Genomic DNA, 18,860 nt, shown 5'->3' with positions numbered 1-18,860 from the left:
CCCCACCAGGGAAGCTGTGCGGCCTGCCTCAGCAGCGGCACTAGGCTGTGGCACACATCTGATCACCTGCACACGAAAACTGGCAAAGGAGCGAATTGTGACAGTTCGGGTAGGCGTCAACGGCTTCGGTCGTATCGGACGTAACTTCTTCAGGGCCGTTGATGCGCAGAAGGCACTCGGCACCACCGACATCGAGATCGTTGCGGTCAACGACCTCACCGACAACGCGACCCTCGCTCACCTGCTCAAGTACGACTCGATCCTTGGCCGCTTGCCTCACGACGTCTCCCTCGAGGGCGACGACACCATCGTCGTCGGCAACACCAGGATCAAGTCCCTCGAGGTCAAGGAGGGCCCGGCGGCGTTGCCGTGGGGCGACCTCGGGGTCGACGTCGTCGTCGAGTCCACCGGAATCTTCACCGACGCCGCCAAGGCCAAGGGCCACCTGGACGCCGGCGCGAAGAAGGTCGTCATCTCCGCCCCCGCCAACGGTGAGGACATCACCATCGTGATGGGCGTCAACGACGACAGGTACGACGGCAGCCAGAACATCATCTCCAACGCGTCGTGCACCACGAACTGCCTGGGCCCCGTCGCCAAGGTCCTCGACGACGAGTTCGGCATCGCCCGGGGCCTGATGACGACGGTCCACGCCTACACCCAGGACCAGAACCTGCAGGACGGCCCGCACCGGGACCTCCGCCGGGCCCGCGCCGCCGCCCTCAACGTCGTCCCGACCAGCACCGGCGCCGCCAAGGCCATCGGCCTGGTGCTCCCGCAGCTGGCCGGCAAGCTCGACGGCTACGCGCTGCGCGTCCCGATCCCGACCGGCTCGGCCACCGACCTCACCGTGAACCTGGCGAAGTCGGCGTCCGGCGCGGACATCAACGCCGCGATGAAGGCCGCCGCCGAGGGACCGCTCAAGGGCATTCTGAAATACACCGAAGCCCCTATCGTGTCGTCCGACATCGTCACCGACCCGCACTCGTCGATCTTCGACGCCGGTCTGACGAAGGTCATCGACGACCAGGCGAAGATCGTCGCCTGGTACGACAACGAGTGGGGCTACTCGAACCGTCTCGTCGACCTCATCGGTCTCGTTGGAAAGGCTCTTTGATCACTGTGGCAGTCAAGACTCTGAAGGACCTGCTGGACGAGGGGGTCGCCGGCCGCGCCGTGCTGGTGCGCTCCGACCTCAACGTCCCGCTCGACGGTGACACCATCACCGATCCGGGTCGCATCCTGGCCTCGGCGCCGACCATCTCGGCGCTCGCCGAGGCCGGCGCCAAGGTCATCGTGATGGCGCATCTGGGCCGGCCCAAGGGGGAACCGGATCCGGCCCTGTCGCTGGCGCCGGTCGCCGCGAAGCTGGGCGAGGTGCTCGGCCGCAACGTCCAGCTGGCCGGCGACGTCGTCGGACAGGACGCGCTCGCCAGGTCCGAAGGTCTCACCGACGGCGACGTCCTGCTGCTCGAGAACATCCGCTTCGATCCGCGCGAGACCAGCAAGGACGACGCGGAGCGGCTCGCGCTGGCGAAGGCGCTCGTCGAACTCACCGACGTGGGCGGCGCGTTCGTCTCCGACGGTTTCGGTGTCGTGCATCGCAAGCAGGCGTCGGTCTACGACGTCGCGACGCTGCTGCCGCACTACGCGGGCACGCTCGTCGCGACCGAGGTCGAGGTGCTGCAGAAGCTGACCCAGGAGTCCGAGCGGCCGTACGCGGTCGTGCTCGGCGGCTCGAAGGTGTCGGACAAGCTCGCCGTGATCGAGGCGCTGGCCGAGAAGGCCGACACCCTCGTCATCGGCGGCGGCATGTACTACACCTTCCTTGCCGCGCAAGGGGTTTCGGTGGGCAACTCGCTGTGCGAGGAGTCGATGATCGAGACCTGCACGAGCCTGCTCGAGCGGTACGCCGACGTCATCCACATCCCGCAGGACGTGGTGATCGCCGACTCCTTCTCCGCGGACGCCGAGTCCCGGACGGTCTCGGTGCTCGAGATCCCGGACGGCTGGATGGGCCTCGACATCGGACCGGCGTCCGTGGACCGCTTCGCGGCGATCCTCGGCAGCGCCAAGACGGTGTTCTGGAACGGGCCGATGGGTGTGTTCGAGTTCGAGAAGTTCTCCGCGGGCACCAAGGGTGTCGCCGAGGCGATCATCGGTGCCACCGGCAAGGGGGCGTTCAGCGTCGTCGGCGGCGGCGACTCCGCGGCCGCGGTACGCCTGCTCGGCCTGCCCGAGGACGGCTTCTCGCACATCTCGACCGGTGGCGGCGCCTCCCTCGAGTACCTCGAGGGCAAGTCGCTTCCCGGCATCGAAGCGCTGGAGGCCTGATGGCGCGCAAGCCGCTCATCGCCGGCAACTGGAAGATGAACCTCAACCACCTCGAGGCCATCGCCCTGGTGCAGAAGATCGCCTTCTCGCTGCCGGAGAAGTACTTCGAGAAGGTCGATGTGACGGTGATCCCGCCGTTCACCGACCTCCGCAGCGTGCAGACCCTCGTCGAGGGCGACAAGCTCCTGCTCACCTACGGTGCACAGGACGTCTCCCAGCACGAGTCCGGTGCCTACACCGGTGAGGTCAGCGGTTCGATGCTGGCCAAGCTCGGCTGCACCTACGTGGTGGTCGGGCACTCGGAGCGTCGTCAGTACCACGGCGAGAGCGACGAGATCGTGCTCGCCAAGACCAGGGCGGCATTGGCGAACGGCGTCACGCCGATCGTGTGCATCGGTGAGGGCCTCGACATCCGCGAGGCCGGCGACCACGTTGCGTACAACGTCACGCAGCTGAAGGGTTCCCTCGCCGGTCTGTCCGCCGAGGAGATCGGCAGGATCGTCGTCGCCTACGAGCCCGTGTGGGCCATCGGCACCGGCAAGGTGGCCTCGGCCGCCGACGCGCAGGAGGTGTGCGCCGCGGTGCGCGCCACCCTCGCGGAGCTGGCGTCTGCGGAGGTCGCCGCGGACGTGCGGGTCCTCTACGGCGGCTCGGTCAACGCCAAGAACGTCGGCGAGCTCGTCGCTCAGCCCGACATCGACGGCGGTCTCGTCGGCGGCGCCTCGCTCAAGGCCGACGAGTTCGCGACGCTGTCCGCGATCGCGGCCGGGGGACCCCTCCCGTGATCTGACCGGACGCACGTCGAACAGCGTGGGCGCGTGGACCTTTCGAGGGCCACGCGCCCACCGCGCGTTCAGGGACGGTCGCGGTCGCGCAGGTGCGCGTCGAGCCGCTCGATGCGGGAGGTGTCCTCGTAGTAGTCCTCCTGCTCGACGACCTTCCCCCACTTCGTGCGCAGGAGCAGCACCGTCCGGTTGCGGTAGATCTCCGTGCCGTCGGGATCCTCGGCCCGATCGTCGAATCGGGCGAGAACCGTCATCCGCCACGGAGGTCCACCGAAGTACGCCTCTCCGATCTCACCGTGCAGCCCCGCGGCGACGAAATCCCGCAGGAAGCGTTCGATCGCCTCGCGCCCTTCGTGGTCGCCCGCCCAACGATGGTTGCCGTCCGCGAAGTGGAGCACCGCATCCTGCCGATAGGACGCCAGAAGTGGTCGGTGGTCGCCCGCGTCGAGGGCGGCCAGACTGGCCCGGAAACGACGTAACAGCAGTTCCAGGACGAGCCGGCGGCCGACGAGTGCGGTCGCCGCCCCCGCGGCAAACCAGGCTCTCATGTCCCCAGTGTGACGGACGTCGGCTCGACCCGCCCGACGTCGCCGGGTACCGCACGGCGGAAGGTGGTGCGGGCAGTTGCGTGGCGGACGGCTCGTCCCCGGCCGCGGGCTAGGCTCGAACGCAGACGATCCGGAGGTGGCTGCCGTGAAGATCGAGGAGAATCCTGTCGTCCAGAAGGTCGGCGTGCAGGTGCTGAGAGTGCACCAGTGGGTGTACGAGCACACCGGTGGCCGGATCGGACACCGGATTCTCGGGGTGCCGTGCCTGCTGCTCGACACGGTCGGCGCGAGGACGAGGCAGTCGCGGGTCAGCAGCCTCACGTACGTGCGTGACGGCGAGGACTACGTCGTTGTCGCGTCCAAGGGTGGTGCCCCGCAGTCGCCGGGGTGGTACTTCAACCTGAAGGCGAAGCCGCAGGCGTCGATTCGCGTCGGGACCACCACGATCCCGGTGACCGCCCGTCTGCTCGGGCCGGACGACGCCGAGTACGCCCGGTTGTTCGCGGCCGCGGACGCGAACAACGGTGGTCGGTACAGCGGCTACCAGAAGCACACCACGCGGCGGATCCCGATCGTGGTGCTCACGCCCCGCTGAGCGGGGTGGGGCGGGATTCCAGGATCTGCTTCAGACGCGTCAGGTCGTTGATGTTGGCCCGGCGCATCGCCGCGGCCATGACGGGCGCGGCGAGGCCGGTGAATCCCGAGGGCTCGCCGCGATTGCGCAGCGTCATGAGCGTTGCCCCGTCGTCGGTGTCGGACCAGGTGTACGTCGTCTCCATCGGGAAGGGGCCCTGCGCGGTGCGCATCACGAAGCGCTCGTCCGGGGCGAGTTCGGTGACCTCGTACGTGTAGGTCAGCGTGCGACCGAGGAACCGTGCGGTGAACCGTACCCGGGTTCCCACCGTCGCCGGTTTCGGTGAATCCCATTCGACGGAGCGGATGTTCACGTACCAGGCGGTGGCGTTGTCGGGATCGGATGCGTACGCCGCGACCTCGGGCCGGGGTCGGTTGACGACTGTGCGTGATTCGACGTCCACGGTGCTCACGACCGGCCCTCTCGTCGGTTCGATGCCTGCGTGAATCGTAGGACCTTCGCTGAATTCGCATCACGACCTCGTTCGATACACTAATGTATCGAGCATGCCGAGGAGTCGAGCGCAGACGCGGGATCGGCTGCTGGCCGCCGCTCTCGACGTGTTCGCCGACGAGGGGTTCGGCCGGTGCACCGTCGAACAGGTCTGCGAGCGTGCGGGATTCACCCGCGGTGCGTTCTACTCCAACTTCGCGTCGCTCGACGAACTCTTCCTGGCCATGTGGGAACAGCGGTCCCGGCAGCTGCTGGCGGACATGCGCGGCGCCGTCGCCGCGGCCGGTGACATCGGAGATCCTCTCGACCTCGACGCGGCTGCGGCTCGGATCGTGGCGGCGATCCCGGTCGACGACCGGTGGTACCGCGTCACCGCCGAGTTCACCGCCCACGCCCTGCGCACACCCGGGCTCCGACCGGTCATCGCCCAGCGGGAGGCCGCGATCCAGGCGACGATCCTGCCGCTCGTCGACGCGGCGCTCACCCGCGCCGGACGCCGGATCACCGATCCGGACGCCCTGGGCCGCGCGCTCGTCGCCGTCCACGACGGCACCTCCGTCCAGGTCCTGATGGAACCGGACGATCCCCGGATCCGGCGGGCGCGGACGGAACTGTTCGTGCACGTCCTCCACAGTTACAGCGAAACCGAATGAGGTGCAGATGTCCGAGACAGCCGATGTGATCGTCGTCGGGGCAGGCCTCGCCGGCCTGGTCGCCACCTACGAACTGACCCGCGCCGGGAAGTCCGTCGTGGTCGTCGACCAGGAGAACGAGGCCAACCTCGGCGGTCAGGCGTTCTGGTCGCTGGGCGGCCTCTTCTTCGTCGACAGCCCCGAGCAGCGCCGGATGGGGATCAAGGACTCCTACGAGCTGGCGTGGCAGGACTGGCTCGGCAGCGCCGGATTCGACCGCGACCGCGAGGACCACTGGCCGCGTCAGTGGGCCCGGGCCTACGTCGACTTCGCGGCCGGCGACAAGCGCTCCTACCTGCACGAGCTGGGGCTGCGGGTGATGCCGAACGTCGGCTGGGCCGAACGTGGCAGCGGGCTCGCCACCGGCCACGGCAACTCGGTGCCGCGGTTCCACATCACCTGGGGCACCGGCCCCGAGGTGGTGCGGGTGTTCCGCGAACCGGTGCTCGAGGCCGCCTCACGGGGACTGGTGACGTTCCGGTACCGCCACCAGGTCGACGCGTTGATCGTCGAGAACGGCGCCGCGGTGGGCGTGCGCGGGACGGTCCTCGCGCCGTCGACCGAACCGCGCGGAGTCAAGTCCAACCGTGACCGCGCCGGCGAGTTCGAGCTACGCGCACAGGCGGTGGTCGTCACGTCCGGTGGCATCGGCGGCAACCCGGACCTGGTGCGCAGGAACTGGCCGGTCGAGCGGTTGGGGCGGGTGCCGGACCGGATGATCACCGGCGTCCCCGCCCACGTCGACGGGCGGATGCTCGAGATCACCGAGTCCGCCGGCGGCAACATCGTCAACCGCGACCGGATGTGGCACTACACCGAGGGCATCGTCAACTGGAATCCGATCTGGCCCGACCACGCCATCCGGATCATCCCCGGCCCCTCGTCACTCTGGCTCGACGCGACCGGCACCCGCCTGCCCGTCCCGCTGTTCCCCGGATTCGACACCCTCGCGACGCTGAAGCACATCCTCGGAACCGGCCACGACCACAGCTGGTACATCCTCACCCAGTCGATCATCGAGAAGGAGTTCGCGTTGTCGGGCTCCGAGCAGAACCCCGACATGACCGGCAAGGACCTGAAACTGCTCCTCGGACGGGTGAAGAAGGGCGCGACCGGACCGGTCGAGGCCTTCAAGCAGCACGGCGAGGACTTCGTCGTCCGCGACAACCTCCGCGACCTCGTCGACGGGATGAACGCGATCAACCCCGGCCCGCCGCTCGACTACGCGCGGGTCGAGCGGGAGGTGCTGGCCCGCGACCGGGAGGTGGACAACACCTACTCCAAGGACATGCAGTTGATGGCGATCCGCAACGCGCGAACCTATCCGGCGGACAAGGTGATCCGTGTCGCGAAGCCGCACAGGCTGCAGGACCCGGCGCACGGTCCCCTGATCGCGGTCCGGTTGAACCTGCTCACCCGCAAGACCCTCGGCGGCCTGGAGACGAACCTCGACTCGCAGGTGATCCGCCCGGACGGCAGCGCCTTCGACGGGCTGTACGCCGCGGGTGAGGTCGCCGGGTTCGGCGGCGGCGGCGTCCACGGCTACAACGCTCTCGAGGGGACATTTCTCGGAGGCTGCATCTTCTCGGGCCGCAGCGCCGGGCGAGCGCTCGCCCGGACGCTGTAGCGGCGACGGCGGAGCCGGTCAGCCGACCAGCTTCGCCCGCAGAGCGGCGACCGTCTCGGCCGACAGACCGAGGCCCGCGGACAGGTAGTCGTCGACGGTGCCGTACGTCGAGGTGAGCTGGTCGATGCCGGCCTGCAGGTAGCTCGCCTCGACACCGAGCAGCGGCTCGAAGTTCGCGGCCACCGCGTCGCCCTGCGACTGCTTCAGGTAGGTCAGCGTCGCGGCCGTCGAGGTGGCCGTGTACTCGTTGGTCAGCAGGTAGTCGTCCATGATCGTCTGCGGCGCCACGCCGGCGATCGACAGCAGCAGGTACGAGGTCCATCCGGTGCGGTCCTTGCCCGCGGTGCAGTGGAACACCTGGGCGCCGTCGGTCACGGCGAGTTCGGTCAGCAACTGGGCGAAGCCCGCCCGTTCGACCGCCCCGGTGACGAAGTTCCGGTTCATGTCCCGCATCGCCGCGCGCGCGTCGTCGGGGGAGTGGATGCTCGCGACGAAGTCGTTGACGTTGCCCGCGAGGATCGGGATGTTCAGGTACTGCACGCCGTCGGGCAGCCGGTCCGCCTTCTGCGCGATCTCGTCCGGACCCCGCAGGTCGTAGGCGGTGGTCAGGTTCAGCCCGGCGAGCGTCGCGAGGTCCGCGTCGTTCGGGACGATCGCGTTGGACCGGTAGAAGACGCCCTTGCGGACGTGGTCCCCGCCGCCCGCCGCGTACCCGGCTCCGGTCCCCGCGACGTCGCGGAAGTTGTCGACACTCGCCAGCCGCGGAGCGTCCGCGACGGGAGTGCTGCTGCCCGCCCCCGCGGATGCCGTGTCGAGCAGCGAGGCGACCGCGGGCGGCAGCGGAGGCTGCGCGTGGGCGAGGCCGCTGCCGCCGGCCAGTGTGGCGGCGGTGAGCAGCAGGGCCGCGGGCAGTCGCCCGGACCGCTGGCCGAACAGGGTGCGGGACAGTGTGGTGCGGGACATCGTGAACCTTCCGTCGGGGGGTGTTCCGGTCGGGGAAGGTAGCCAGCCGAAGGTGGATGCGGTGCGGATCCGGCCCCGCCCTCCCGGTGAGCGGACACCCGAAGCGGATCCTCCCGATGAGCGGTCCGCACCGCGGCCCGGGTGTGCCGGGCCGCGGTGTGATGGTCAGCCGACGAGCTCGGCCTTCAGGGCGGGGACGAGACGTTGTACCTCGTCGGCCGGGGGACGGTAGGCTAGCAGCGCTTGTGGCCACAACCGTCGCGTGAAGGGCAGCGTACAGCCGAGATGAATCTGTTCCTGGACATTCTGCTGGTGATCTCCAGCCTGCTGCTGATCCTGTTGGTGCTCCTGCACCGCGGCAAGGGCGGCGGTCTGTCCAGCCTCTTCGGCGGCGGTATGCAGTCCAGCCTGTCCGGCTCCACCGTCGTGGAGAAGAACCTCGACCGGCTGACGGTGTTCACCGCCCTGATCTGGCTGATCGCGATCCTCGGCATCGGCCTCGAGATCAAGTTCAGCTGACGATGGCCGACCTCGTTCGCTCCGCGGTGCTGTCCGACGCCGGTGCCGCACTGATCGACGCTCCCGAATTCGCGACACTGGCCACGCTCGAGCCGACCGGACAGCCGCAGCTGTCCGTCATCTGGGTGCAGCGCGACGGCACCGATGTGCTGTTCTCGACCGTGAAGGGACGCCGCAAGACCGTCAACCTCGAACGCGATCCGCGCGCCACCCTGCTGGTCTACCCTGCGGCGCGGCCGTACAGCTACCTCGAGGTCCGCGGCACAGTCACGTTCACCGACGACCCGGACGGGTCGCTGATCCACGCCCTCGCGTCGAAGTACACGGGCGCGGCCCGATGGGAGGCCGACGCCCCCGGGACGCCACGGGTGATCGGCAGGCTGACACCCGAGACGGTGGTCTTCAAGGGCTGACATTCGTGCTGCGGGCGTCGGCACCGCACCCGATACTGGGGCGATGACGACGGAGCACAGCCCGGAGCGATCTCGAGCCGACACGGAACCGCTGCGGGAGGACATCCGCCTGCTCGGGGGGATCCTCGGCAGGGTCGTCCGGGAACAGGCCGGCGACCGGGTGTTCGACCTGGTCGAGCGGGCGCGGGTCGAGGCGTTCCGGGTCCGTCGCTCGGAGGTCGACCGCGCCGAGGTGGCTGCCCTGTTCGACGGCGTCGAGATCGACGTCGCCATCCCGGTGATCCGGGCGTTCAGTCACTTCGCGCTGCTCGCCAACGTCGCCGAGGATCTGCACCGAGAGCGCCGCCGGCGCGTGCACATCCGGGCCGGCGAACCCCCACAGAACAGCAGCCTCGCCGCCACCTACGCGAAACTCGATGCCGCGCAACTCGATCCGGGTGTGGTGGCGGCGACGCTGGACGGGGCGCAGGTGGTTCCGGTGATCACCGCGCACCCGACCGAGACGCGGCGCCGGACCGTGTTCGAGACGCAGTCGCGGATCACCGAGCTGATGCGGACCCACGGCCGCGCCGCACTCGACCCCGACGAGGCCGCCGAGGTCGAGGCCGCGCTGTACCGGCAGATACTCAGCCTGTGGCAGACCGCGCTGATCCGGCTCGCGCGCCTGCGGATCCAGGACGAGATCGAGGTCGGGCTGCGCTACTACGACGCCGCGCTGTTCGACGTGGTGCCCGCGATCAACGTGTCGCTGCGCCGCGAACTGCGTCGCCGTTGGCCGGACGCGGACCTGCTCGCCGAACCCATGCTGCGGACCGGATCGTGGATCGGCGGAGACCGCGACGGAAACCCCTACGTCACAGCCGAAGTCGTGCACAGGGCGGCACACCGCGCCGCCGCGACCGCACTCGACAAGCACCTGCAGGACCTCGCCGTCCTGGAACGGGAACTGGCGATGTCGTCGCGTCTGGTCAGCGTGACACCGGAACTCGACGCGCTCGCCGACGCCTCGGGTGACCGCAGTCCGTTCCGCGGCGACGAACCCTATCGGCGTGCGCTCCGCGGCATGCGGGCACGGCTGACGGAGACCGCCCTCGCGATCCTCGGCGCGGACCTGACGTCGTCCGTCGCGCTCCACGGAACCGGTCTCACGCCCTACCGTGCGCCGCGCGAGCTGCTCGCCGACCTCGCCGTGATCGACGCCTCCCTGCGCAGTCACGGGGACGACGTGATCGCCGACGAACGGGTGGCGTTGATCCGCGAGTCGGTGGAGTCGTTCGGCTTCCACCTCGCGGGGCTCGACCTGCGGCAGAACTCGGAGGTGCACGAGGAGGTGATCGCCGAGCTGTTCGCCTGGGCGGGTGTGCATCCGGACTACCGTTCGCTGCCCGAGCCGGACCGGGTGGCGCTGCTCGCCGCCGAACTGCGCACGCCGCGACCCCTGACCCGTCCCGGGGCGGTGTTCGGGGAGCGCACCGCCTCCGAACTCGCGATCCTCGGCGCCGCGGCGGACGCCGTCGCCGCGATCGGTCCCGGTGCGATCCCGAACTACGTCATCAGCATGTGCACCTCGGTCAGCGACATGCTCGAGGCCGCCGTGCTGCTCAAGGAAGTCGGGTTGCTCGTCCCCGGGGACCCGGAGCGCCTCGCCCCCAACGTGGTTCCGCTGTTCGAGACGATCGAGGACCTGCGCGGGGGAGCGGACACCCTCCGTGCGGTGCTGGCCGTCCCGGAGTACCGGACGCTCGTCGACGCGCACGGTGGCCTGCAGGAAATCATGCTGGGGTACTCGGACTCGAACAAGGACGGCGGCTACCTCGCCGCGAACTGGGCCCTGTACCGCGCCGAACTCGACCTCGTCGACGCCGCCCGCGACACCGGCATCCGGATGCGGCTGTTCCACGGTCGCGGCGGCACCATCGGCCGCGGCGGCGGGCCGAGCTACGAGGCGATTCTCGCCCAGCCTCCGGGCGCGGTGACCGGTTCGCTGCGACTGACCGAACAGGGCGAGATCATCGCGGCGAAGTACGCGGCGCCTCCGCTGGCGCGGAGGAATCTCGAGGCGCTGCTGGCCGCGACTCTCGAATCGACGTTGCTCGACGTCGAGGGGCTCGGTGCCGATGCGGATGCGGCCTACGTCCTGCTCGACGACCTCGCCGAGCGCGCCCGGGTCGCCTACAGCGAACTGGTCCACCGGACACCGGGTTTCGTGGAGTACTTCACCACGTCGACACCGGTCGAGGAGATCGGCGCACTGAACATCGGGTCGCGACCCGCGTCGCGGAAGGCAACGCGATCCATCGCCGACCTGCGGGCGATCCCGTGGGTGCTGTCGTGGACGCAGTCCCGGGTGATGCTTCCCGGCTGGTACGGAACCGGAACGGCCTTCGAGAGCTGGGTCGCGGGCGACCCGGACCGGTTGGCACGACTGACCGACCTCCACAGGCGGTGGCCGTTCTTCCGGACCGTCCTGTCGAACATGGCGATGGTGCTGGTCAAGTCCGACATGGGGCTGGCGGCGCGCTACGCGGAGCTGGTCCCCGACGTGGACCTGCGGAAGCGGGTGTTCGGCAAGATCTCCGCCGAGCACGCCCGAACCGTCGCGATGTACCGGGCGATCACCGGGGACGAATCGCTCACCAGCGGCAACCCGGCGCTCGAGCGTTCCATCTACAACCGTTTCCCGTACCTGGAACCGCTCAACCACCTGCAGGTCGAACTGCTGCGCCGCTACCGTGCGGGCGACGACAGCGACCTGGTCCGGCGGGGGATCCATCTGACGATGAACGGTCTGGCCACGGCACTGCGCAACAGCGGATAGGTCCCGCCGCGCCGGCGAGTCCCGGAACCACGTCGGTGCCGAGCGCGTCCAACTCACCACAGGGCAAGAGTTGGAAGGAGTTCCGCGATGAACCACTGCACCGGAACGCAGGACTGGCGCGGCGGGATGCGTGCCTTCGCGCATCCACGCGCGAGGTCGCGCTCCCACACACTGCTGTACGGCGGACGCGGCTGCCCCGAACCGGCTCCGCGGGACACGGATCAGGAGGAGGCGACGGGCGAGTGACCGGTCAGTCCGGCAGGCCCGCGGCCGCCGCCCGATCGAGGAACCAGACCGTCTCCTCGGAGCCGAGGGCACCCGCCGCGGGGACGTCGATCGGACTCGCGCCCCGGACCGCGGACGCCACGGCCTCGGCCTTGTCGGCGCCGGCCACGAGCAACCAGACGCGCCGGGCATGGCGCACCGCGGGCAGGGTCAGCGTGACGCGCTGCGCCGGTGGTTTCGGAGAGTCGGTGACCCCGACCACGAATCGGGTGTTCTCCCGGACGGCGGCGGTGTCGGGGAACAGCGAATTGATGTGACCCTCACCGCCCATGCCGAGCAGGTGCACGTCGAACTCCGGGACCGGACCCCCGTCGGCGTGCGCCGCGAGCAGATGCTCGTACGCGTGCGCTGCCGCGTCGGGGTCGCCGGCGTACAGGCCGTCGCCGTACGGCATGGGGTGGAGTCGGGCCGGCTGGACCGGGACGTGGTCGAGCAGGGCCTCGTGTGCCTGGACCTCGTTGCGATCGGGGTGTCCGGCGGGAACGAAACGCTCGTCGCCCCAGAAGATGTCGACCTTCGACCAGTCGATCGCACCGGAATCGGCCCGCAGCTGCCGCAGGACCCCGATCCCGTTGCCGCCGCCGGTGAGGACGATCGACGCGGCACCTCGCTCGGCCTGGGCGGCGACGATCACGTCGACCAGTTGCCGGGCTGCCGCGGCGGTGAGCGCGGCGGTGTCGTCGAACGTCTGCACGGTCACGGAAACAGTCATGGCACCCACCCTATGCGTTCGGCTCCGAATGGTGGAGGACCGTTATCGAGGCGAATGATTCGCCCCGACCGTGGGTCCGGTGCACCTACTCGTAGTCGACGCGTTCGAGCCCCGCCAGCGCGGCGTGGTAGATCTCGTCCGGATCGAGGCGACGCAGGTCCTCGGCCAAGCAGTCGCGAGTTTCCCTGCGGGCCAACGACACCAGGGAATCCGGGGCGCCCGTCCGGCTCAGCGTCGCGGTCTTGCCCTCCTGTGGGCGGCGCAGGGAGATCGACCCCGTCTCCCGCTGCAGGTCGACCCGGAGTTCGCCGGCGAGCCGGCGCACCGGACCGTCGATCCGGCTCGCCAGCCAGCCGGCGATCAGGTCGACGGCGGGCTCGGTGCGCAAGCCCGACACCGTCGCCGACAGCAACCGCTCGTGCGGCGGTTGGTCGAGCGCCGCCGTCAGCAGCGCCCGCCACGGCGTCGCCCGTGCCCACGCCAGGTCGGTGTCGCCCGCCGTGTACGACTGCAGCCGCGACTTGATCGTCGCGGCCGGATCCGGCGCGCCGGTGGCATCGGTGATCCGCCGGATCGCCAACTGCCCCAGCGCATCACGTGCGGGAACCGCCGGCGGATTGTCCGGCCACCACGCGACCACCGGGGTGTCGGGCAGCAGGAACGGGATCACGACGCTGTCCTCGTGACCGGCGAGTTCGCCGTACAGGCGCAGCACCACGACCTCCGACGCACCCGCATCGCCGCCGACGCGGATCTGCGCGTCGAGACGCGACTCGCCGTCGAGTCCACCGCGGGTGACGACGATGACACGACACGGGTGCTCGCGGCTCGCCTCGTTCGCGGCCTCGATCACCGCCTCGGCGTTCTCGTCGTCGTCGGTGCCCACCACCAGGGTCAGGACCCTGCCGAGGGTGACCGCGCCACCACTCTCGCGGACCTCGACCAGCCGCTTGTTGACGGCGCCGGTCGTCGTCGCCGGGATGTCGATGATCACCGGTGGTCCTCCACAGTTGTCTCCGATGCCGGGGAACCGGTCACGGTCGTCTCCATTCGCGGCCGGTGCGGCGCAGCATCTCCTGGGCCGACTCCGGACCCCACGTGCCCGCCGCGTACGGGTCGGGCCGTCCGTCCGCCGCCCAGTGCTCGAGCACGGGATCGAGGATCTGCCAGGACAGTTCGACCTCGGCGTTGACCGGGAACAGCGACGGTTCGCCGAGCAGCATGTCGAGGATCAGCCGCTCGTAGGCCTCGGGGGAGGACTCGGTGAACGCCTGCCCGTAGCTGAAGTCCATGTTCACGTCCCGGACCTCCATCGAGGAGCCGGGGACCTTCGAACCGAACCGCATCGTGACACCCTCGTCGGGCTGCACCCGGATCACCAGGGCGTTCTGACCCAGTTCCTCGGTCATCGTCTGGTCGAACGGGAGGTGCGGGGCGCGTTTGAGCACCACCGCGATCTCGGTGACCCTGCGTCCGAGCCGTTTACCGGTGCGCAGGTAGAAGGGCACGCCGGCCCAGCGACGGGTGTTGACCTCGAGGGTGATCGCGGCGAACGTCTCGGTGGTCGAGTCCTTCGAGAACCCCTCCTCGTCGAGCAGCCCGACCACCTTGCGTCCGCCCTGCCAGCCGCCCGCGTACTGGCCGCGGGCGGTGGTCTCGTCGAGTGGTTCCGCGAGCCGGGTCGCCGAGAGCACCTTGATCTTCTCGGCCTGCAACTCGGCGGGTTCGAAACTGACCGGCTCCTCCATCGCGGTGAACGCCAGCAGCTGCAGCAGGTGGTTCTGGATGACGTCGCGGGCGGCGCCGATCCCGTCGTAGTACCCGGCGCGGCCCCCGAGTCCGATGTCCTCGGCCATCGTGATCTGGACGTGGTCCACGTAGTGGGCGTTCCAGATCGGGTCGAACAGCTGGTTCGCGAACCGCAGCGCCAGGATGTTCTGCACCGTCTCCTTGCCGAGGTAGTGGTCGATGCGGAACACCGAGTCCTCGGGGAAGACGCTGCCCACGACCTCGTTGAGTTCCTTGGCGGATTCGAGGTCGTGCCCGAACGGCTTCTCGATCACCACGCGGCGCCACTGGCCCTCGACCGGCTGCGCGAGCCCCGACTTCGACAGCTGCTCGCACACCGTCGGGAACGCGGCAGGCGGAATCGCAAGGTAGAAGGCGTGATTGCCGCCCGTTCCGCGTTCGGCGTCGAGTGCCGCCAACGTGCGTGTCAGCTCGACGAATGCGGCATCGTCGTCGAAACTGCCCTGCACGAAGCGAATTCCCTCGGCGAGCCGTTCCCACACCTCCTCGCGGAACTCGGTGCGGGCGTGCTCACGGACCGCGTCGTGGACGACCTTGCCGAAATCCTCGTCCGCCCAATCCCTCCGGGCGAATCCGACGAGGGCGAACCCGGGCGGCAACAGCCCGCGGTTGGCCAGGTCGTACACGGCGGGCATCAGCTTCTTGCGGGCCAGGTCGCCGGTGACCCCGAAGATCACCAGGGAGCACGGGCCCGCGATGCGCGGCAGTCTCTTGTCTCGCTCGTCGCGCAGCGGATTGACCCACGGCGCCTCGGCGGCACCTGCCCTCCGCTGCTGCGCGGCACCCGTGCTCCCCATCGACTACGACGCTGCGGCGAGGGACGCGGCGGTGGCCTCGAGCAGCTCGTTCCAGGAGACCTCGAACTTCTCGACACCTTCCGACTCGAGCTTGTCGAAGACGTCGGCCAGGTCGACACCGGTACCGGCGACCGCGTCGAAGACCTCCTGGGAGGCCGCAGCGGTTCCGGTGACGGTGTCCCCGCTGACCGTTCCGTGGTCGGCGACCGCGTCGAGGGTCTTCTCCGGCATCGTGTTCACGGTGTGCGCGGCGACCAGCTCGGTCACGTACAGCGTGTCCGGGTAGTCGGGGTTCTTCACGCCCGTCGACGCCCACAGCGGACGCTGCACCCGCGCACCGGCCTTCGCGAGCTCCGCGAACCGGGCCCCGGACTCGAACACCTCCTGGTAGGCGGCGTACGCGAGGCGCGCGTTGGCGACACCGGCCTTGCCGCGCAGGGCCAGTGCCGCGTCCGTGCCGATCTTCTCCAGACGGGCGTCGATCTCGGTGTCGACCCGCGACACGAAGAAGGACGCGACCGAGTGGATCGTCGCCAGGTCGTGCCCGGCGGCCTTCGCGGCCTCGAGCCCGGCGAGGTAGGCGTCGATGACGGCCCTGTGCCTCTCCACCGAGAAGATCAGCGTCACGTTCACGCTGATGCCCTCGGCGATCACCCGGGTGATCGCCGGCAGGCCCGCGAGGGTGGCCGGGATCTTGATCAGCAGGTTCGGCCGGTCGACGATCTTCCACAGTTCGACCGCCTGCGCGACGGTGCCCTCGGTGTCGTGCGCCAGGCGCGGATCGACCTCGATGGACACGCGGCCGTCGACGCCACCCGACGCCTCGTACTGCGGGGCCAGCAGGTCGCAGGCGTTGCGCACGTCGTCGGTGGTCAGTGCGCGGACGGTGTCGTCGACGTTCGCGCCGCGACCGGCGAGCTCGTGCAGCTGCGCCTGGTACTCGGGCCCCTTGAGCGCGGCCTGGAAGATCGACGGGTTCGTGGTCACACCGACGACGGACTTCTCCGCCACCAGCTGCGCCAGGTTGCCGGTCTCGAGCCGCCCCCGGGACAGGTCGTCCAACCACACCGAGACACCGGCGGCCGACAGGTCGGCAAGATTCTGATTCTGTGCCATGGCGATCAGCCCTTCACTCGATCGAGGGTGCGACGGGCCGCGGCCGTGACGTTCTCGGCCGTGAACCCGAACTCGCGGAACAGGGTCTTGTGGTCGGCGGAGGCGCCGAAGTGCTCGATGGAGACGGCCTCACCGGCGTCGCCGAGCAGACGCCACCACGGCATCGCGATGCCGGCCTCGACGGAGACGCGGGCGCGGGTCGCGGGCGGCAGCACCTCGTCGCGGTACGCCTGGTCCTGCTCGGCGAACCAGTCGAGGCAGGGGACCGACACCACGCGGGTACCGATGCCGTCGGCCTCGAGAACCTTGCGGGCCTCGACCGCCAGGTACAGCTCCGAACCGGACGCGAGCAGGATGACCTCGGGGGTGCCGGTGGAGGAGTCCTCCAGCACGTACGCGCCCCGCTTGACGCCCTCGGCGGCCTTCTCCTTCGTGCCCTCGAGGACCGGGATGTCCTGACGGGTCAGCGCCAGCGCGGTCGGGCCGGTGGTGTGCTCGAGCGCGTACCGCCAGGCCTGCGCGGTCTCGTTCGCGTCGCCCGGCCGGATCACCGACATGTTCGGGATGCCGCGCAGCGCCGCGAGGTGCTCGATCGGCTGATGGGTCGGGCCGTCCTCGCCGAGGCCGATGGAGTCGTGGGTCCACACGTAGATCGACGGCACACCCATCAGCGCGGCCAGGCGCACCGCGGGTCGCATGTAGTCGCTGAAGACGAGGAACGTGCCGCCGTACGGGCGGGTCGGGCCGTGCAGTGCGATGCCGTTGAGGATCGAGCCCATCGCGTGCTCACGGATACCGAAGTGCAGGGTGCGGCCGTACGGCTGCGCCGTCCAGTCCTTCGTCGAGATCGACGGCGGGCCGAACGAGTCCGAGCCGTCGATGGTGGTGTTGTTGCTGCCCGCGAGGTCGGCCGAGCCGCCCCACAGCTCCGGCAGGATCGGGCCGAGCGCGTTGAGGACCTTGCTCGAGGCCTTGCGGGTCGCGGCGCCCTTCGCGTCCGGCTCCCACGTCGGAAGGACGTCGATCCAGCCCTCGGGGAACTCGCCGGCGTGCAGCCGGTCGAACAGGGCCTTGCGCTGGGGCTCGCGGGCGGCCCAGGCGTCGAACGTCGTCTGCCACTCGGTGTGGGCAGCGGCACCGCGGGTCTGCACCTCACGGGCGTGCGCCAGGGCAGCCGGGTCGACGTCGAAGCTCTTCTCCGGGTCGAAGCCGAGGGCCTCCTTCACACCGGCGACCTCGGCGGCGCCCAGGGCCGCGCCGTGCACGTCACCGGTGTTCATCTTGGTCGGCGCCGGGTAGCCGATGATGGTGCGCAGGACGATGATCGACGGCTTGTCGGTCACCGCCTTCGCGGCCTCGACGGCATCGAGCATCGCCGAGACGTTCTCGCCGCCCTCGACCCGCTGCACGTGCCAGCCGTACGCCTCGTAACGCTTGGCGACGTCCTCACCGAACGCGATCGCCGTGTCGTGCTCGATCGAGATCTCGTTGTCGTCGTAGAAGACGATCAGGTTGCCCAACTGCTGCACACCCGCGATCGACGACGCCTCGGAGGTCACACCCTCCTGCAGGTCGCCGTCGGACGCGATGACGTACACGTGGTGGTCGAACGGGCTGGTGCCGGCCGCCGCATCGGGATCGAACAGGCCCCGCTCGCGGCGCGCCGCCATCGCCATGCCCACCGCGGAGGCCAGACCCTGGCCGAGGGGGCCGGTGGTGATCTCGACACCGGTGGTGTGGCCGTACTCGGGGTGGCCCGGGGTCAGCGAGCCCCAGGTGCGCAGCGACTCGATGTCGGCGAGCTCGAGCCCGTAGCCCGACAGGTACAGCTGCAGGTACAGGGTGAGGCTGGAGTGTCCGCACGAGAGCACGAACCGGTCCCGGCCGACCCACTCGGCGTCCGCCGGGTCGTGGCGCATGACCCGTTGGAAGAGGGTGTAGGCGAGGGGAGCGAGGCTCATCGCGGTGCCGGGGTGGCCGTTGCCGACCTTCTGCACCGCGTCGGCGGCGAGGACACGAACGGTGTCGACCGCTTTGGTGTCCAGCTCGGTCCAGTCGGCGGGATGAACCGGCTGGGTGAGGACGCGGATCTCGTCTGTGACTGACACGAGCTTCAAGTCTCCTGACATGTGGGGAACGGCCCTGGGTGGTCGGCAGGCGGTAACGCCAAGCGTAGTGCCGTGACAACAGTAGTGCCCGGGTAGACCACGGTCGATCACGCGTCCGCCCCGGCAGGCCGGTTCGGTTCTCGCCGCCGGGGCGTCTACCATCGGGTGTAGTAGTGCTCGGGTCCCCGGTCGTGGGAGGACCGCCGGAGCGGTTGTCGTACGCGCCCATCGGCCGGGCCCGAGAGTA

The 18,860-nt window shown here is 69.7% G+C and carries 18 protein-coding genes; 10 read left to right on the top strand and 8 right to left on the bottom strand.

What is annotated here, in order from left to right:
- The first annotated feature begins 97 nt into the window (after positions 1-97).
- From gap to tpiA, 3 genes are read left to right on the top strand one after another with little or no spacing between them, the layout of a single operon-like run.
- Positions 98-1,117, top strand: coding sequence for a type I glyceraldehyde-3-phosphate dehydrogenase (gene gap, locus ACFYVR_RS01705; protein WP_387468955.1), 1,020 nt, complete (start codon positions 98-100; stop codon positions 1,115-1,117).
- A gap of 5 nt (positions 1,118-1,122) precedes the next feature.
- The gene (locus tag ACFYVR_RS01700) at positions 1,123-2,334 is read left to right on the top strand and encodes a phosphoglycerate kinase (protein WP_387468953.1); all 1,212 of its coding nucleotides are present in this window, start codon (positions 1,123-1,125) and stop codon (positions 2,332-2,334) included.
- Positions 2,334-3,119, top strand: a complete 786-nt coding sequence (gene tpiA / locus ACFYVR_RS01695; protein ID WP_387468951.1) for a triose-phosphate isomerase — start codon at positions 2,334-2,336, stop codon at positions 3,117-3,119. The genes ACFYVR_RS01700 and tpiA overlap by 1 nt, the downstream gene beginning before the upstream one ends.
- 68 nt (positions 3,120-3,187) lie before the next feature.
- Here tpiA and ACFYVR_RS01690 read toward each other — a convergent pair whose 3' ends face one another.
- Positions 3,188-3,667: a nuclear transport factor 2 family protein gene (locus ACFYVR_RS01690; RefSeq protein WP_387468949.1), complete on the bottom strand. Its 480-nt coding sequence runs from the start codon at positions 3,665-3,667 to the stop codon at positions 3,188-3,190.
- Between the two features lie 136 nt (positions 3,668-3,803).
- On the opposite strand from ACFYVR_RS01690, the gene ACFYVR_RS01685 reads away from it, so the two are divergent.
- On the top strand, positions 3,804-4,262 hold the full coding sequence (locus ACFYVR_RS01685; protein ID WP_387468947.1) for a nitroreductase family deazaflavin-dependent oxidoreductase: 459 nt from the start codon (positions 3,804-3,806) through the stop codon (positions 4,260-4,262).
- Here the strand turns inward: ACFYVR_RS01685 and ACFYVR_RS01680 are convergent.
- Positions 4,249-4,713, bottom strand: a complete 465-nt coding sequence (locus tag ACFYVR_RS01680) for an SRPBCC family protein (protein WP_387468945.1) — start codon at positions 4,711-4,713, stop codon at positions 4,249-4,251. The genes ACFYVR_RS01685 and ACFYVR_RS01680 overlap by 14 nt on opposite strands.
- A gap of 94 nt (positions 4,714-4,807) precedes the next feature.
- Here ACFYVR_RS01680 and ACFYVR_RS01675 point away from each other — a divergent pair, with 94 nt between their 5' ends.
- Positions 4,808-5,407, top strand: a complete 600-nt coding sequence (locus ACFYVR_RS01675; protein WP_387468943.1) for a TetR/AcrR family transcriptional regulator — start codon at positions 4,808-4,810, stop codon at positions 5,405-5,407.
- A gap of 7 nt (positions 5,408-5,414) precedes the next feature.
- Positions 5,415-7,073 (top strand): FAD-binding dehydrogenase, encoded by a 1,659-nt coding sequence (locus tag ACFYVR_RS01670; RefSeq protein ID WP_387468941.1) that lies wholly within the window; start codon positions 5,415-5,417, stop codon positions 7,071-7,073.
- An 18-nt stretch (positions 7,074-7,091) separates the two neighbouring features.
- On the opposite strand, the gene ACFYVR_RS01665 is transcribed toward ACFYVR_RS01670, so the two are convergent.
- Positions 7,092-8,036, bottom strand: a complete 945-nt coding sequence (locus ACFYVR_RS01665; protein WP_387468939.1) for a tyrosine-protein phosphatase — start codon at positions 8,034-8,036, stop codon at positions 7,092-7,094.
- A gap of 285 nt (positions 8,037-8,321) precedes the next feature.
- Here ACFYVR_RS01665 and secG point away from each other — a divergent pair, with 285 nt between their 5' ends.
- The 4 genes from secG (at position 8,322) to ACFYVR_RS01645 (ending at position 12,032) form a co-directional block, all read left to right on the top strand.
- On the top strand, positions 8,322-8,555 hold the full coding sequence (gene secG, locus ACFYVR_RS01660) for a preprotein translocase subunit SecG (protein WP_387468937.1): 234 nt from the start codon (positions 8,322-8,324) through the stop codon (positions 8,553-8,555).
- A gap of 2 nt (positions 8,556-8,557) precedes the next feature.
- The gene (locus ACFYVR_RS01655) at positions 8,558-8,968 is read left to right on the top strand and encodes a PPOX class F420-dependent oxidoreductase (protein WP_387468935.1); all 411 of its coding nucleotides are present in this window, start codon (positions 8,558-8,560) and stop codon (positions 8,966-8,968) included.
- Positions 8,969-9,011: 43 nt separating this feature from the next.
- Entirely contained in the window at positions 9,012-11,786 is a 2,775-nt protein-coding gene (gene ppc, locus ACFYVR_RS01650; RefSeq protein ID WP_387468933.1) for a phosphoenolpyruvate carboxylase, read from the top strand.
- Positions 11,787-11,873: 87 nt separating this feature from the next.
- The gene (locus tag ACFYVR_RS01645; protein WP_387468931.1) at positions 11,874-12,032 is read left to right on the top strand and encodes a hypothetical protein; all 159 of its coding nucleotides are present in this window, start codon (positions 11,874-11,876) and stop codon (positions 12,030-12,032) included.
- Between the two features lie 4 nt (positions 12,033-12,036).
- Here ACFYVR_RS01645 and pgl read toward each other — a convergent pair whose 3' ends face one another.
- From pgl to tkt, 5 genes are all read right to left on the bottom strand, one after another.
- Complete coding sequence (gene pgl, locus ACFYVR_RS01640; RefSeq protein ID WP_387468929.1) at positions 12,037-12,783, bottom strand: 6-phosphogluconolactonase; 747 nt, start codon at positions 12,781-12,783, stop codon at positions 12,037-12,039.
- A gap of 85 nt (positions 12,784-12,868) precedes the next feature.
- Positions 12,869-13,777, bottom strand: coding sequence for a glucose-6-phosphate dehydrogenase assembly protein OpcA (gene opcA / locus ACFYVR_RS01635; protein WP_387468926.1), 909 nt, complete (start codon positions 13,775-13,777; stop codon positions 12,869-12,871).
- Positions 13,778-13,817: 40 nt separating this feature from the next.
- Entirely contained in the window at positions 13,818-15,389 is a 1,572-nt protein-coding gene (zwf, locus tag ACFYVR_RS01630) for a glucose-6-phosphate dehydrogenase (RefSeq protein ID WP_387468923.1), read from the bottom strand.
- Between the two features lie 3 nt (positions 15,390-15,392).
- Entirely contained in the window at positions 15,393-16,505 is a 1,113-nt protein-coding gene (gene tal / locus ACFYVR_RS01625; protein WP_387468921.1) for a transaldolase, read from the bottom strand.
- 5 nt (positions 16,506-16,510) lie between these two features.
- Positions 16,511-18,613, bottom strand: coding sequence for a transketolase (gene tkt / locus ACFYVR_RS01620; RefSeq protein WP_387468919.1), 2,103 nt, complete (start codon positions 18,611-18,613; stop codon positions 16,511-16,513).
- Positions 18,614-18,860 lie beyond the last annotated feature (247 nt).

The sequence above is a fragment of the Rhodococcus sp. NPDC003318 genome (assembly GCF_042879035.1).
Classification (GTDB): domain Bacteria; phylum Actinomycetota; class Actinomycetes; order Mycobacteriales; family Mycobacteriaceae; genus Rhodococcus_G.
Note: the sequence above shows the minus strand (reverse complement) of the source record. Positions and strands in the feature narration are given on the sequence as shown.